This window comes from Rhodococcus sp. P1Y (assembly GCF_003641205.1).
GTDB lineage: Bacteria > Actinomycetota > Actinomycetes > Mycobacteriales > Mycobacteriaceae > Rhodococcoides.
Genome location: NZ_CP032762.1, coordinates 2,867,101 through 2,883,036, shown reverse-complemented (window position 1 = coordinate 2,883,036; position 15,936 = coordinate 2,867,101). Strand labels below are relative to the sequence as shown.

Annotated in this window: 11 protein-coding genes; 5 read left to right on the top strand and 6 right to left on the bottom strand. The window is 62.2% G+C overall.

Going from position 1 to position 15,936, the window contains the following annotated elements; all coding sequences use genetic code 11:
* The first annotated feature begins 48 nt into the window (after positions 1 to 48).
* The 3 genes from D8W71_RS13280 to D8W71_RS13270 all read left to right on the top strand — a co-directional run bounded on the left by D8W71_RS13280 (position 49) and on the right by D8W71_RS13270 (position 3,509).
* On the top strand, positions 49 to 564 hold the full coding sequence (locus D8W71_RS13280) for a DUF6764 family protein (protein ID WP_328588829.1): 516 nt from the start codon (positions 49 to 51) through the stop codon (positions 562 to 564).
* A gap of 205 nt (positions 565 to 769) precedes the next feature.
* Positions 770 to 2,485 (top strand): aa3-type cytochrome oxidase subunit I, encoded by a 1,716-nt coding sequence (gene ctaD / locus D8W71_RS13275; RefSeq protein WP_121114070.1) that lies wholly within the window; start codon positions 770 to 772, stop codon positions 2,483 to 2,485.
* Between the two features lie 70 nt (positions 2,486 to 2,555).
* Complete coding sequence (locus D8W71_RS13270; RefSeq protein WP_121114069.1) at positions 2,556 to 3,509, top strand: HAMP domain-containing protein; 954 nt, start codon at positions 2,556 to 2,558, stop codon at positions 3,507 to 3,509.
* A 4-nt stretch (positions 3,510 to 3,513) separates the two neighbouring features.
* On the opposite strand, the gene D8W71_RS13265 is transcribed toward D8W71_RS13270, so the two are convergent.
* Positions 3,514 to 4,017, bottom strand: coding sequence for a metallophosphoesterase family protein (locus D8W71_RS13265; RefSeq protein ID WP_121119105.1), 504 nt, complete (start codon positions 4,015 to 4,017; stop codon positions 3,514 to 3,516).
* Between the two features lie 59 nt (positions 4,018 to 4,076).
* Complete coding sequence (locus tag D8W71_RS13260) at positions 4,077 to 7,361, bottom strand: error-prone DNA polymerase (protein ID WP_121119103.1); 3,285 nt, start codon at positions 7,359 to 7,361, stop codon at positions 4,077 to 4,079.
* 205 nt (positions 7,362 to 7,566) lie between these two features.
* Here D8W71_RS13260 and D8W71_RS13255 point away from each other — a divergent pair, with 205 nt between their 5' ends.
* On the top strand, positions 7,567 to 9,696 hold the full coding sequence (locus D8W71_RS13255; protein ID WP_201265342.1) for an MMPL family transporter: 2,130 nt from the start codon (positions 7,567 to 7,569) through the stop codon (positions 9,694 to 9,696).
* A 337-nt stretch (positions 9,697 to 10,033) separates the two neighbouring features.
* Positions 10,034 to 12,034 carry an SDR family oxidoreductase gene (locus tag D8W71_RS13250; protein ID WP_121114068.1) on the top strand — a complete coding sequence of 667 codons (2,001 nt, stop codon included), beginning with the start codon at positions 10,034 to 10,036 and terminating at the stop codon, positions 12,032 to 12,034.
* A 13-nt stretch (positions 12,035 to 12,047) separates the two neighbouring features.
* Here D8W71_RS13250 and D8W71_RS13245 read toward each other — a convergent pair whose 3' ends face one another.
* The 4 genes from D8W71_RS13245 to D8W71_RS13230 form a co-directional block, all read right to left on the bottom strand.
* On the bottom strand, positions 12,048 to 12,557 hold the full coding sequence (locus D8W71_RS13245; RefSeq protein WP_121114067.1) for a hypothetical protein: 510 nt from the start codon (positions 12,555 to 12,557) through the stop codon (positions 12,048 to 12,050).
* Entirely contained in the window at positions 12,557 to 13,339 is a 783-nt protein-coding gene (locus tag D8W71_RS13240) for an alpha/beta fold hydrolase (RefSeq protein WP_121114066.1), read from the bottom strand. The genes D8W71_RS13245 and D8W71_RS13240 overlap by 1 nt, the downstream gene beginning before the upstream one ends.
* Positions 13,340 to 13,400: 61 nt before the next feature.
* Positions 13,401 to 14,954, bottom strand: a complete 1,554-nt coding sequence (locus D8W71_RS13235) for a DNA polymerase Y family protein (RefSeq protein WP_121114065.1) — start codon at positions 14,952 to 14,954, stop codon at positions 13,401 to 13,403.
* Complete coding sequence (locus D8W71_RS13230; RefSeq protein WP_121114064.1) at positions 14,951 to 15,820, bottom strand: hypothetical protein; 870 nt, start codon at positions 15,818 to 15,820, stop codon at positions 14,951 to 14,953. The genes D8W71_RS13235 and D8W71_RS13230 overlap by 4 nt, the downstream gene beginning before the upstream one ends.
* Positions 15,821 to 15,936 lie beyond the last annotated feature (116 nt).

Genomic DNA, 15,936 nt, shown 5'->3' with positions numbered 1-15,936 from the left:
TTTCCGTGAAGGAGCCCCCTGTTGTTTTCCGCTTCGTCTTCTCGTTCCATTCTCCGCCGCTCCCCCCAGGTTGGCTCCTCCAGTCGATTCTTCCGTGCCGCAACACTTTTCGCATTCAGTAGCTCTATCGCAGCTGCCGGATTCATCGGTACGGGCGTGGCGTCGGCAGCCCCGGTGACGTGTGTGTCCCCTCCCTCGGCCAACGACATCCAGGTCGACGGGACCGCGAGTTGCGGCGCGACGGCACTCGATACTGCACGCGCAAGCGCATCAGCCACTGACAGCGGTACCGCTGTCAGTGTCGCTGAGAGCGCTGGCAACACCTCGACGCTCGCGACCGGCTACGGAACAGCCCTCGGGGCATCGCGCGCGGGCGGCACTGCCTACGCGGGGGCTCTCGGCGGAGGCATTGCGCACTCCTGGGCAGACAACGGCGGCACGACGATTGCCATCGCCGGCTGGGGCTCGGGCGCGACCGCCGAGGCCGCAGGTGTCGATTGCGTCGGACAATGGTCGCTCGCATTGAACCTCGCATCGGGACAGTTCTGCGCTTTCGGCAGCTGACGCACTCCTGAAGTAGAAGCCCTGCTGTCCTCATTGGATGGCGGGGCTTCTCTCGTCTCGGTCGACAAGCTCCACAATCTACGACCATGGGTAGTACGAGCGGCTCCCCCGGTTTACGATGACTGCACTCGCATCTTCAGGAGGATCAGTGACTGCTCTGGCACCCAGGCCGACCGTGGAAGCTTCACGGCCTTTTCCGCCGCGGATGGGACCGAAGGGTTCTTTTCTTCACAAGGCGGTGACGACGACTGATCCCAAGGTGTTGGGGATCATGTATATCGCGACGTCGATCGCGTTTTTCTTGGTCGGTGGGTTGATGGCGTTGTTGATGCGCGCCGAGTTGGCTGTGCCGGGGATGCAGTTCTTGTCCAACGAGCAGTACAACCAGTTGTTCACCATGCACGGCACGATCATGTTGCTGTTGTATGCGACGCCGATCGTGTTCGGGTTCGCCAATTACATTCTGCCGTTGCAGATCGGTGCTCCTGATGTGGCGTTCCCCCGGTTGAATGCGTTTTCCTACTGGCTGTATCTGTTCGGTGCGTTGATCACCACTGCAGGGTTCATCACTCCTGGTGGTGCTGCTGATTTCGGGTGGACTGCGTACACCCCGCTCACCTCGGCGTTGCATTCGCCGGGTGTGGGTGCCGATCTGTGGATCATGGGGTTGGCGGTTGCTGGTTTGGGCACCATTTTGGGTGGTGTAAACATGATCACCACGGTCATCTGTTTGCGTGCTCCGGGTATGACGATGTTCCGGATGCCGATCTTCACCTGGAACATTCTGGTCACTTCGATCTTGATTCTTCTTGCGTTCCCGTTGTTGACGGCGGCGTTGTTGGGGTTGGCGGCGGATCGTCATCTCGGTGCGCACCTGTTCGATCCGGCGACCGGTGGTGTGTTGTTGTGGCAGCACTTGTTCTGGTTCTTCGGTCATCCCGAGGTGTACATCATCGCGTTGCCGTTCTTCGGGATCGTGTCGGAGATTTTCCCGGTGTTCTCGCGTAAGCCGATGTTCGGGTACACCACGTTGATCTACGCGACGATCGCCATCGCGGCATTGTCGATCGCGGTGTGGGCGCATCACATGTATGCCACCGGTGCGGTGCTTCTTCCGTTCTTCTCGTTCATGACGTTCCTGATCGCGGTGCCGACGGGTGTGAAGATCTTCAACTGGATCGGCACGATGTGGCGTGGGCAGGTGACGTTGGAGACTCCGATGTTGTTCTCCATCGGGTTTTTGATCACGTTCCTGTTCGGTGGTCTGTCCGGTGTGTTGCTCGCCAGTCCGCCGATCGATTTCCATGTCACCGACACCTACTTCGTGATCGCGCACTTCCATTACGTGGTGTTCGGGACGGTGGTGTTCGCTACGTATGCGGGTATCTACTTCTGGTTCCCGAAGATGACGGGGCGGATGATGGACGAGACCCTCGGGAAGTGGCATTTCTGGTTGACGTTCTTCGGGTTCCACGGCACGTTCCTGGTTCAGCATTGGCTCGGTAACGAAGGTATGCCGCGTCGGTACGCGGATTACTTGTCCTCGGACGGGTTCACGACGCTCAACATCATTTCCACGATCGGTGCGTTCGTGCTCGGTGCGTCGACGTTGCCGTTCGTGTGGAATGTGTTCAAGTCCTACCGGTACGGCGAGGTCGTCACCGTCGATGATCCGTGGGGGTACGGCAATTCGTTGGAGTGGGCTACCTCCTGCCCGCCGCCGCGGCACAATTTCACCGAACTGCCCAGGATCCGTTCGGAGCGGCCGGCGTTCGAGTTGCATTACCCGCACATGGTCGAACGCCTACGCGCCGAAGCCCACGTCGGGCCTGGTAGCCATGGCGGACACACCACCGAAGTCCTCGAGAAGGCACGCCGCGAACCACTCGCCACCAGCGACCACGAACATTCAGGAGACTGACCGATCCACAGGTCACCGCACCGCACCTCTCAGAAGGCTCTCAGCACCCAAGGGTCATACTCGATCGGTGATGACCTTCCGTGCTGCTCATCGACCCCGAACGCTCTCGCTGCACGGACGCATCTGGGTTCTCACGATCAGCGTGGCCGCTCTCGCAGTCGCCGTCAGCGCACTGGCGATCTACCTCGTCGCCGAACAGTCTCTGCGGGCCCAACTCGGTGACCGGGTGTCACGCAACGCCGATGCGCTGATCACCGGCGCATCGACGGGTGTGCCGTCGACCGCGTTCGGTTTCGCCGCAGGCAACCCGGGCGGTCCCGCCGTCAAAGTCGCATTGGTGACTTCGAGCGGTGAGTTCATCACGTTCAACACCCAATCCAAGCCGTTCACCAACGAAGCGGGCATCCTGGACGAACCCGAACAGAGCGTAGTGAACGGCACGACGAACGAGTCGCTACGCGAAGTACGCGGATATGCGCTCAGCGCCAAACGCACGGTGTCGGGCGAAACTCTGATGGTCGCGGAGTCACTCGATTCCAACGATCCGCTACTCGCGAAACTCACGTTGGCGCTCGTCATGATCGGTGCCTTTCTCGTCGCACTGGCCGGCGTGGCCGGCTCGGCGGTAGCTCGGACCGGTCTCCGACCCGTCAAGCGGCTCCGCAACGCGACAGAGCGGGTCGCGAAAACAGGTGAACTCGAACCGATTGCCATCACCGGTGACGACGAGCTCGCATCCCTCGCCACCAGCTACAACGAGATGCTCACTGCGCTTTCGGCCTCCGGCGCTCGACAGAACAAGTTGGTCACCGACGCCGGAGAGGAGCTGATGGAGCCACTCCACACGCTCCGGACGAAGATCGACACCGTCATGGCTCTGGACTCGGACGACCCTCCGCCTCTGAGCGAGGCCGAACAGGACGCCCTCCGAGCGAGCGTCATGACCGACATGGACGTGATCATTCGCTTGGTCCACGACCTGGTCGATCAAGCCCGCGATCAGTCGGAGACGGCGCAGTCCTGACCGGCTATGTCGCCCTCTCGATCCGGTGAAGTTCGACGTCCCTCAGCATCGACTTCTCGATCACTGCGGTCATGAACGTGCAGTGCGGTTGTCGTCGGCGATCGGTGGGCGATCCAGGGTTCAGCAGACGCAAACCGTTCTTCGCTGTCGTGTCCCATGGAATGTGGCTGTGTCCGAACACCAGTACATCGGTGTCGGGGTACGCAGCAGCCATGCGCTCTTCTCGCCCGGCAGCTGCTCCGGTCTCGTGAACGACGCTGATTCTCACCCCGTCGAGTGTCACGTCTGCGCGCTCGGGCATGCGTGATCTCAAGTCTTCGCCGTCGTTGTTACCCCAGCACGCGACCAGCTGTGACGAGCGTTCGAGCAATTGCTCGAACATGTCGAGCTCGACCCAATCTCCAGCGTGGATGACGACATCGGCCTTGTCGACGGCATTCCAGACTTGCTCCGGGAGGCGACGCGCCCGCTTGGGCACGTGTGTGTCGGCGATCAACAGTAGGTGCACGTGGTCCAGTCTGCCTGCTGCGTGCAAATCGGGAGTTCGTGGCCACGCAGGTGAGTTGTTCATCGAAAGTCTCTCGACTTGGACTGAACTCTGAGATCCATCAGCTGTAGGTGATCGGCCACGACGGTTGCTGCCCCCTCTGCGTTCTGCACTTTGCCGCGGATCAGCAGCGCGGGAGCGGTGAGCGCCAGTTTTCGATACTTGGCCCATAATCCCACCGAACACACGACGTTGACCATTCCTGTCTCGTCTTCCAGGTTGATGAAGGTGACTCCTGCCGCAGTTGCCGGCCTCTGACGATGTGTCACTGCACCACCGACGAGTACGCGGTCACCGTCCGGTACCTGTAGCAGTCGATTTGCCGGGAGAACCCCCATCCGGTCCAGCTTGTCCCGAAAGAACTGCGTCGGATACGAATTGGGTGAGACACCTGTTGCCCAGACGTCAGCAGAGGCCAGATCCAGATCGCTCATGCCGGGCAACACAGGTGCGCGCGTGGACGCCCCCAGTCCGGGAAGTAGATGTGAGCGTTCTCCCGCAGCGGCACCCGCCGCCCACAGCGCTTGCCGACGAGTGATTCCGAAGCAACCGAGAGCGCCTGCTGTGGCTAGAGATTCGGCCTGAGACGTCGACAGTTCGACTCTCCCGGTGAGGTCGACGAAGGACATGTACGGTCCGTCCACGACCCGAGCCTCGACAATCCGCTCCGCGAGATCGCGCCCGATGTGCCGCACATCGGCCAGGCCCATCCGAATCTCGAGACCGTCTCCGGTGAGATCCGCGTACCAGGAGCTGGCGTTGACGTCGGGTCCATGGACCTGGACGCCATGACGACGTGCGTCGGCCACCAACGACTGAGGAGAGTAGAAGCCCATCGGCTGAGCACGTAACAAACCTGCGCAGAACGCGGCGGGGTGATGAAGTTTGAACCAGGACGAATAGAACACCAGAGATGCGAAGCTCTGCGAGTGACTCTCGGGAAAACCGAAATTCGCGAAGGCAGAGAGTTTTTCGTAGATTCGGTCGGCAGCATCGCCGACGATGCCGTGCAACTCACGCATGCCGTCGTAGAATCTGCCACGTAGTTCGTTCATCTTTTCCGGGGAACGCTTCGACCCCATGGCGCGGCGCAACTGATCTGCATCTGCTGCGCTGAATCCAGCGACGTCGATCGCCATCTGCATGAGCTGCTCCTGGAAGAGCGGTACCCCGAGCGTCCGATCGAGCGCTTTCTTCAACGACGGATGATCGAAGGTGACCGGTTCGAGTCCGTTGCGACGCTTGATGTACGGATGAACGGAACCTCCTTGGATAGGACCTGGCCTGATCAACGCGACTTCGACCACCAAGTCGTAGAACTCTCGTGGTTTCAGTCGAGGGAGTGTGGCCATCTGAGCTCGTGACTCGACTTGGAACACGCCGATCGAGTCGGCGCGCTGCAGCATGTCGTACACCGCTTTCTCACTCAGGTCGATGTCCGCCAGATCGATCCGAACATCCTTGTGTTCGTCCACCAGGTCGATCATGTAGTGCAGAGCCGACAACATACCGAGACCCAGCATGTCGAACTTGACCAATCCCACTGCGGCACAGTCGTCCTTGTCCCATTGCAGCACACTCCGGTCTGCCATCGTCGCCCATTCGACCGGGCAGACGTCGGCGATCGGACGATCACAGATCACCATTCCGCCCGAGTGGATACCGAGATGACGGGGAAAACCTTCGATCTGCCTCGCCAGGTCGAGAACAGGTTTAGGTATGTCACTTCCTTCCTGGTCACCGACGCCCGACCAGCGTGTGACCTGTTTGCTCCAGGCGTCCTGCTGCCCTTGAGAGAAACCGAGCGCACGCGCCATGTCACGGACCGAGGATTTCCCTCGGTAGGTGATGACGTTCGCTACCTGAGCAGCATGCGAACGTCCGTACTTCCGGTAGACGTGCTGGATCGCCTCTTCGCGTCTGTCCGACTCGATGTCGACGTCGATGTCGGGAGGGCCGTCTCGCTCGGGTGCGAGGAACCGCTCGAACAACAGCTTGTTGGCGACGGGGTCGACGTTGGTGATGCCGATGGCGTAGCAGACCGCAGAGTTGGCTGCCGATCCTCTTCCCTGACAAAGAATGTCGTGACTCTTGCAGAACGCCACGATGTCGTGGACGACGAGAAAATACCCAGGAAAGGTCAACCGTTCGATGATGTCGAGTTCGTACTCGATCTGCGCGTACGCCGCCGGGTGGCTCGTCGGCGAACCGTATCGGCGTGCTGCGCCGTCCAGCGTGAGCATGCGAAGGTAGCTGATCTCGGTGTGGCCTGCAGGCACATCGAACGGAGGCAGTTGCGGGGCGATCAATCGGAGATCGAACGCACACTCACGTCCAAGTTCGGCAGCCGCGCGCACGACGCCTGGATAGTGCCTGAACAGCCCCGCCATCTCCTCTCCCGAGCGCAGATGCGTCCCACCGGTCGGCGCTGACCATCCCGACGCCTCGTCAAGACCACTGCGTGCCCGAACCGCAGCCATCGCCATAGCTAGATGCCTGCTGGCCGGAGTGGCGTAGTGAGCAGCGGTCGTGGCAACGACGGGGAGAGAGCAGCGTGTCGCGGCCTCGTACAACGCGTCGTTTCGCTCGTCGTCCTCCGGCACACCGTGACGGGTGAGCTCGACCGTCACCCTGCCAGCACCGAATCTGTCGACCAGATCGTGCAGTGCGGCGTCGACCGCCTCCGGTCCCCCGTACTCCAGTGCCCGTCGAACATGCCCTTTTCGGCAGCCGGTGAGGATCTGCCAGTGCCCACCCGAAGCGCGAGAGACCGCATCGAAGTCGTATTGCGGCTTGCCCTTGACCCCTCCCGCCAGATGGGCCGTCGCGATCTCGCGTGAGAGCCTCCGGTACCCCTCCTGCCCACGTGCGAGGACCAGAAGGTGCACGCCGTCCGGATCCACTTCACCGGCCCTCGATGTCGTCGCCCCCAACGACAATTCGGCGCCGAAGACGGTGCCTATACCGAGCGCTTTGGCCGCCTCCGCGAATCGTACGACTCCGTAGAAGCCGTCGTGGTCGGTGATCGCGACCGACTCGAGCCCGAGACGGACCGCCTCCTCGACCATGGCCTCGGGCTGGCTTGCACCGTCCAGAAAGCTGAATGCGGAGTGGGCGTGCAACTCCGCATACGGTGTCGTCGATGTTTCGGCTCTGGACACTCGTCCCTCGTAGGCCGCGCGCTTGCGCGACCACGCCGGACTGTCACCACCGTCGCCGACGATGTCGGTCTTCTGCGGCTTCGGCCGCCCCGACAGAACCCGTTCCATCTCCGACCACGTCGGCGGACCATCGTTCCAACCCATTGTGGTCCCCTTCTCACACGCGTGCACGAGCTTGATGTGCACGACCTGCTATGCACGACTTCGACACTGTTCGAACGGCGGGGAAGGCATCGATCGAACGTATGTTCCCATTAGAGCTCACGGTACCGACAGAAATCAATCCGTCGCACCGAGCCGTTAGGCTCGCCCGGGACCTGAAGCAGAAACCGAGAGAGCCGGAGATGAAGTGACACGTTGGGCCTCGTTCGTCGTATCGAACAAGCGATGGGTGCTCTCACTCGCGATCGTCGTCGTCGCACTCAGCGGCGTATGGGGACTCGGCGTTTTCGGCAAACTCAGCGAGGGCGGTTTCATCGATCCAGGTAGTGAGGCCGCCGAGGTGAGCTCACTCGTCGCGGGACTCGGCCAACCCACGCCCGACATCGTCGCGATCTACACCGCACCCGAGGGCAAGACCATCGACGACATCGCGCCTGACGTCGCCGCCGTTCTCGACGAGTTCCAGACCGAATACACGGTGGAGAACGTCAGCTCCTACTGGACTGCGAACTCCGCCGCCAAGCCGTTCCTCGTCTCCACTGACGGCACCAAAGCCCTGGCCACCGTCACACTTGGCCCCGATTCCGGCGTCACGTTCGCGAACTTCGGAGAGCTGCCACCCAAGCTCGTAGTACCGGATGTGACCTCTCAGTTCGCCGGCGGATCTGTGGTCGGCGTCTCGTTCAGCACCACCCTTCAGAGCGATCTCGTTCGCTCCGAAGCGATCGCCATTCCCATCACTCTGATTCTGCTCATCGTCATCTTCGGCGGTGTCGTCGCAGCAGCAGTGCCGGTGTTCGTCGGGGTGCTCAGCGTTGTCAGCGCGCTGGCGATACTCCGTGTGCTGACGACGGTGACCCAGGTCAGTTCATTTTCGATCAACGTCGCGTCACTGCTCGGACTCGGTCTCGCGATCGACTACGGGCTGTTCATCGTCAGTCGATTCCGTGAAGAAATGCGCGCAGGCGCAGAGCCGACGGATGCAGCGATTCGCACGGTGCTCACCGCAGGACGCACCGTCGTATTCTCGGGCCTGCTGCTGATCTGCGCTTTCGCAGGAATGCTCGTGTTCCCGCAACCCGTCGTCAAATCGCTCGGCTTCGGCGCGATGGCCGCAGTAGCCTCCGCAGCAGTTCTGTCCCTCACAGCAGTGCCGGCACTCCTCGCGATTCTCGGACAACGCATCAACTCGCTCACATGGAGCAGAACTGCCTCGGATCGCGGAGAAGCGCGCGCACACAAGTTCTGGGGTGGCGTCGTCACCCGAGTCATGCGCAAACCGGGAATCGTAGCTGCGGTGATCGTCGCCGCGCTTCTCGTTCTGTCAGCACCGATCCTGAAGGTGACACTGGGTGAGGTCGACTACACCGCACTCCCCAAGGACGACCCAGCCCGGGTAGCCGTCGAGACCTTGAACACGGAGTTTCCCACCACCGGCGAGGGTGCCACCGTTGTCCTACGCGGCACAGACGGCCAGAAGCCTCAAGGCTCCCCCATCGCCGACATCACTCGTCAGGCAGAAGCCGTCGACGGCATCGCTCGCGTCGAATTCACCGGCTCTGCAGACGATTTCGTTGTCATCCAGGCAACCTTCAGCGAGCCGAGCGGCGGCGAGACCGAAGTGGAATCGACCAGCGCAGCCGTCTCGAGCCTGCGTCAGATGACGCCTCCCGCAGGCACCGAACTGTTGGTCGGCGGCTCACGCGCACTCGTCGACGACGGCAATGCCGCAATCGCGAAGTGGCTGCCGGCCATGATCGCGATCATGGTGATCTCGACGCTGATCTTGCTGTTCCTCGCGTTCGGGTCGATCGTGTTGCCGATCAAGGCCGTACTCATGGCCGGACTGAGCCTCGGAGCCACATTCGGCGTGCTCACCTGGGTCTTCCAAGAAGGCCACGGCGCAGAACTGCTCGGGGTCACGCCCGCGCCACTCGAAGCGACGTTCGTCGTTCTCATCCTCGCCGTCGTGTTCGGGCTCTCCACCGACTACGAGGTGTTCCTGATGTCCCGCATGGTCGAGGCACGCACGTCCGGTGCTTCCACCGAAGAAGCGGTGATCGTCGGCGCACAACGCACCGGACGGATCGTCACCGCTGCCGCACTCATTCTCATCGTCGTCACCGGAGCGTTCACGATCTCCGACCTGTCGATCATGCGGTTCCTCGGCCTCGGAATGATCCTCGCGCTCATCGTCGACGCCACGATCATCAGGATGCTCCTCGTCCCCTCGCTGGTGAAGCTCATGGGCGAAGCGAACTGGTGGGCGCCTGCGTGGATGAAACGGGTGCACGAGAAAGTCGGTATCGGGCACTAGGCCGAACTGTTCGCGGCCGGAGGTGACCGAATGTCTGATCCGGTCACCTCCCGGGCTAGCGAACGGCTCATTCGGTCTCGGCAGGTGAGCGAATGTCTGTTTCAGTCACCCTGAGTGAGCGAACGGCTCATTCGGTCTCGGCAGGTGAGCGAATGTCTGTTTCAGTCACTCAGAGTGAGCGAATGTCTGTTTCGGTCACTCAGAGTGAGCGAACGGCTCATTCAGTCACTCAGAGTGCGCGAACGGCTCATTCGGTCATCCTCCGAGCAAGCGAATGTGACATTCGGTCACCACTCGGGTCTGGCCCATGAACTTACCTAGGAGTAAGTTAGCGACCATGGCGAACTACATCGTTACCGGCGGTACGGGCTTTCTCGGGCAAAATGTGCTCCCACTGATCCTCGACCGCGATCCCGCTGCCGAGGTCCACGTGCTGGTTCGCCAACAGTCGATCGGAAAGCTCGAGCGGCAAGTCGAAGCACTGGAGGGCAAGAACCGCGTCCACCCCCTCGTCGGCGATCTCACCGCACCGAAATTAGGGCTCGGGGAGATTCCGTCCGACATCGATCACATCGTTCACCTCGGCGCCATCTACGACATGACGGCGGGTGACGAGCAGGCCTCTACCAACGTCGAGGGCACCCGAGCCGTCGTGGATCTCGCAATCGACACTGGTGCTCGGCTGCACCACATCTCATCCATTGCCGTTGCCGGTGACTATCGAGGCACGTTCACCGAGAACGATTTCCAGAAGGGACAACACTTCCCGACGGCATATCACCGAACCAAGTTCGAGTCGGAGGAGATCGTTCGCGAGTCGGCGACAGACTGGCGGGTCTACCGGCCATCCGCGATACTCGGCCATTCCGAAACCGGCGCGATCGACAAGATCGACGGGCCCTACTTCTTCTTTCCATTCTTCGCCGAACTCGCCAAACTTCCTTCCGCACTTCCCATCACGGTACCGGACATCGGTGCCACCAATCTCGTCCCGGTCGACTTCGTCGCTGCAGCGATCGTCGAGTTGATTCACCGTAACCCGCTGGGCCATCGCGTCTTTCATCTCGTCAACCCAGAACCGCAGCCGATGCGTGAAGTGTACGAAGCGTTCAGCGCGGCCGCAGGAGCGAGAGCAAAGGTCGTGGGAATACCTGGGTCCGTTGCCGCACCCGTCGTTGCTCCCCGGTTCGGCGCGATACGAAGTGGCCGTAATGCGGTCCTCGCACGACTCGGCGTACCGCCGGTCATGCTCGACCACCTCACGATACCGACGGTGTTCGATTCCGCATCGACGCAGGAAGCATTGAGCGCCAGCGAGATAGCGCCACCTCCACTGGCGGAGTACGCCGGTGCGCTGTGGAAACACTGGCAGCGTCACCTGGACCCGAACCGGGCGCGCAGACGAGACCCGCGCGGCCCTCTTTTCGGACGTCACATCGTCATCACCGGCGGGTCCTCAGGCATAGGACAGGCCAGTGCCGAGGCCGCGGCGCGCAAAGGTGCGACGGTCATTCTGCTCGCTCGCGGAGCCGAGCAGTTGGAATCGGTCGTAGCGGGCATCCGCGAGACCGGAGGCGACGCCTACGGCTATCCCTGCGATGTCACCGATACCGAATCCGTCGAGCACACGGTCAAAACCATTGTGAGCGAGCATGATCACGTGGACATGCTGGTCAACAACGCAGGCCGATCGATCAGACGATCGTTGTACCGATCTACCGATCGCCTACACGATTACGAGCGAACCATGGCGGTCAACTACTTCGGCGCCGTGCGTTTGGTCCTTGCGCTTATTCCCCACATGAGGGAACGACGCTTCGGACATGTCGTCAACATCAGCAGCGCTGCGGTCCAAGGTACGACGCCTCGGTTCTCGGCCTACGTCGCCAGCAAAGCAGCTCTCGATGCGTTCTCCGACGTCGCTGCGACCGAAACGCTGTCCGACGGAATCACGTTCACCACCATTCACATGCCGCTGGTAGCGACGCCCATGATCACGCCGACGGGCGACAAGAACGTCGGACCGGTCGTGACGCCAGAGAAAGCCGCCGCAATGGTGATGCGTGCACTGATCGACAAGCCGAAGCGCATCGACACCCCGATCGGCACACTCGGCCAGTTCGGCAGCATCTTTGTTCCGAGGGGCAAGGATCGAACGATGCACCAGTTCTATCGCCGGTTCCCCGATTCCGCTGCCGCCAGGGGCGAAAAGTACGAAACCACGGCCGTTCCGACGGACTTCGCACCGAAGAAGCAGTACGACGCCGCCGCACCTTCTGCACGCGTCGCCAAGCTGGCACGACGGTTGGGACGACTCGTCCCCGGAGCCAACTGGTAGAAGGCAACTGTGGTCAGGATCTGAGCGCGCGTGCCCAGATCCGACCGAAACCGACGGCGAGGTACGCCAGGGTCCCGAGCGCGAGAACCCATTTGGTGGTGCTCACAACGGTGGTCGCCCGTACCACCGAATCGGTGATGTGTTCGGGGTGATCCAGCAGGTGCAACCCGACGATGTTTTCGACGTAGTCACCTGCTGCGGAGAGAACTGGCGAAAGAGCAAGAGCGCGAGCAACATCGGGGCTCATTGGTGCCGATTCGGCAAGCCTCGACGCGCCGGACCGCAAAGCGAATGCGTAGATCGCCGGGTGCACGAAGTCCGGATAGTAGTGACTGCGAAAGCGAGCGGTGTCCTCGGCGTCCATCTTGGCGAGGATCTCGCGATACCGTTCGGCTGACCACGCCGTCTGGACCTCGAGCACGCGAGGCCCTGCAGGACCGAGCAGTCGGACGATGTTGGATTGGGAGACGACGAAAGCCGTCGACCAAGCAAGAAGCGGAATGTCTCGAGTGGTGAGTCCCATCATCCGATCGTAGGGCCTCGGCCGGTCGAGTCATCCCGCATCAGGAACGGGAGGACTACAGCTTCGAAATGTCGGTATCGGTCACGGTGAATGCTGTGACCGGTCTCGAAGGATACGACGGAGCAGTCAGCGATCGCGGCTACCATCGTCTCGAGTCGCGCGGGGTCCACCATTCCGCCCGGCCCACCCCGGAGTACGAGGGTCGACGCGCTGATCTTCGAAAGCCTTTCCCACCACAACGGATTCGGCCGGCGGAATTGAGCGAGAGCCGGTGCGGTCATGGAACGGTCGAAGGCGAACACTGCCCGCGGGTGTTTGACGATGCTCGTTCCTGCATGCCACAGTTCGCTCGGACTTGGTAGGCGCCCGGTGAGTGTCGGAGGATCGTCACCTGGCCTGATGGGGATTGGCATCTCCTCGACCACGAGTGAACGCACCGCGGCGGGTCTGGTGTGCGCAACCACTGACACCGCGTATCCACCGAGTGAATGCCCGACGAGATCCGCTACGGTCACGTCCAGATGGTCGAGTACGGCAATAACATCGGCCCCGAATGCGTCGAACGAGTAGTCGGCAGTGTGCGCGCTCCGGCCGTGGCCGCGCAGGTCGATGGCCACGACTCGGCGGCCCGCCGCCTTCAGGGCAGTTGCGAACCTGTTCCACGTGCTGCTGTCGCCACCCATGCCGTGTACGAGAACAACCGGCACGTCGTCGGAGCCTCCGAAATCTCGGTATGCGATTCGGACGCCGCCGACGTCGAGTTCGGTCACGTGAACACTCATTGTCTCAGGGTAGAGCGACGGCTCGGAGTTGAGCGAAGCCAGTGGTCCGTCCCCGGCTCGGTCACTCGTAGATACCTTCCACTCGCCAGCCTTCGTCGTCGTAGAACAACAACAAAGCCCGGTTCTCCTCGAACAGCACCTGAACTCGTGCTCCCTCCACACCCATTGCGGGGTCCCACCACCGCTCGTCGACCGACCACGGCCCTGCCCAGCCTCGGAGAGTCCACATCTTGCTTCCCCAACGTAAGACGACGGGTTCTGTGTCGAAGCCGCCGCGCTCCTCGATGCGCACAGCGTTGCCGTTGCTGTCCTCCAGCACTACCCGAGGGGACGTGTCGAGCACTGCTGCCGGCGCCGGTTGCGGCATCCGCCCCGGCCACGGGGCCGATGGGTCGGACAACGGAACCAACTCGTCGCCGAGGCTGCGCAAAGTAACCCGCTCTGCAGGCCCTCTACCTCCGCTCAGTACGCCGATCTTCACCGCGTCACCACCGAGAAGGCCCTGTACCCGTACCAGCGCACGCCTCGCCCGTTCCTCCTCGTCTCCGACGCTCCCCCACAGTCCCAGCTGAAGATCGCCTGCAGCAACGACTTCCACCGGTTCCAACCGCAGCATCGTGATACCTGCCGTCGGCCGCTTCTCGCTACGGCCGGTGAGCCATCCGTCGAGTTGCCATCGCACTCGATCGGCAGTCCCCTCAGGCGTCAACGGTTCGGCGCACCGCCATATCCGTGACAGATTCTCCCCGTTACCGGTGGATGCGTGCACAAGAAGCCGAGTACAGGCAACCGCTGCCGCGGCGAGTTTGGTATGCAACCTTTCTGCCATGCCACGACCGGCGAACGCAGCCGCGTCGACGCGATCGATCGGTGGATCACATGGGTACTCCACATTCAGATCCGGTGGAAGAGCCCGTGCGGACGGCGGCCTCTCCGCCTCGCCCCGCGCACTCCGATGCGCCAACACCGCATCGGTCCCGAAGCGCGACGCCACATCACCTGGAGTGAGAGCGGCGAAATCACCGATGGTGCGTAGGCCCAGGCGCCGAAGAAGATCGATCAGGTTCTCCCGATCCGCCGCAGCGAGGCTCGGCTCGGCCGCGAGCTCGGACACCGGTAGCGGCGCGAGGTAGCGCGCACCACCGGACCGCGGGACGATCACCGCATGCCGCGCCGCGACGACCGCCGTCGACAATTCGTCGGCAATTCCGACCTGACATTCCACTCCTGCACCTGCCGCCTGGTCGATCAACCGCTCGACCGCCTTGTGCTCGGACCCGAAATATCTGCTCACACCACGGGCACCGAGGATCAGCAAGCCCGGCCGCAGCACCTCGACACCGGGTGCAATCGCATCGATTGCAGCAGCGACAGGCTCGAACATCCGCCCGTCGCGATCCGAATCTGCCGTTGTCACATACACATCGGGGCAGCGCGCCTGTGCCTCTCGTTTACGGAGACCTCGTCGTACTCCTTCGGCCCGCGCCGGAGCGGAACAAGCGATGACACGATTCGCCGACACCACCGCCACTGGAGTCGTCGCAGGAAGATCGGCAACGGCGGCAGCAGCGACGGCCGGCCAGTCCGGGCACCAGAGCGCCAATACGCGGCTCATGCCAGCACCGCGATCCGGTGGGAGGAGTTGTCGTTCACGCCGACATTCCGCGGAGCGTGGAACCATTCGATACGACCTCGCTCGGACCGAAGATCGAAACACGTACTGCGTGGCCGCATCGCTTTGCCGTGAGCGCGCACTTCCAACTGCAGGGAGCGAAGTCTGCCGCGACCGGCCTGATCTCCTGTGCCCACCCCGACGACGCCGCGCACCACGGCGTCGAGTCGTAGGTCGACTCCGTCCCAGTGCCCGTCCGCGACCATCAACGACGCCCCCTTGCTCCGCGCCCTGGCAACGACGGCACGTGCCCTTGTCGGAGGCACCGAGCGGCCACCGAGACCCAACACCACCAGATCCAGCCCGTCGAGCAGGATGGCCGCCACCTCGACTGGGTCGTCACCGGGATCGGGTACGACAGCCAGCCGATTCAGGTCCGCGCCCATCTCCGCTGCCGCCAACAAACCGAACCTGGGCTGCCCCACCACCGCGACATGACCACCGGATGCGGTGACCGACGCCACCAAACCGAGCATCAGCGAGCCGGCACCCGATATTGCTGTCACCGACCCGCGAGCCAGGCCACCGTGTGGGAGTAAATCGGCGAGCGCATGGGGAACGGTCAGCACGGCCTTGGCCGGAGAAGGCTGTCGGTCTTCGTTTTCTCGCGCGGGGTCGACGTCCTGCACCGGGCTGGGCGAGGTCCCCTGGTACGACACCGACCGTGTCTCACCTCGTGAAGGAACCGCAGCCATTCGTCGTCGTAGATGCTCGACTCTTTCCGGCAGCGACATATTGCGCAAATCCGGGTCGGGCAGTGCCGAACCGGAGGATGCTGAATCGGAGGATGCCGAGTCGTGAACTGACATACTTTCCTCCCCGTGAATCGATGAAAATCAGCTATGAGGTCCGTCCGAAAGACGACGGGGAAGTTTCGTCTTCGAACACACTTTCGAACATACTCAAGTAAAGCTGCTTCGCCGAG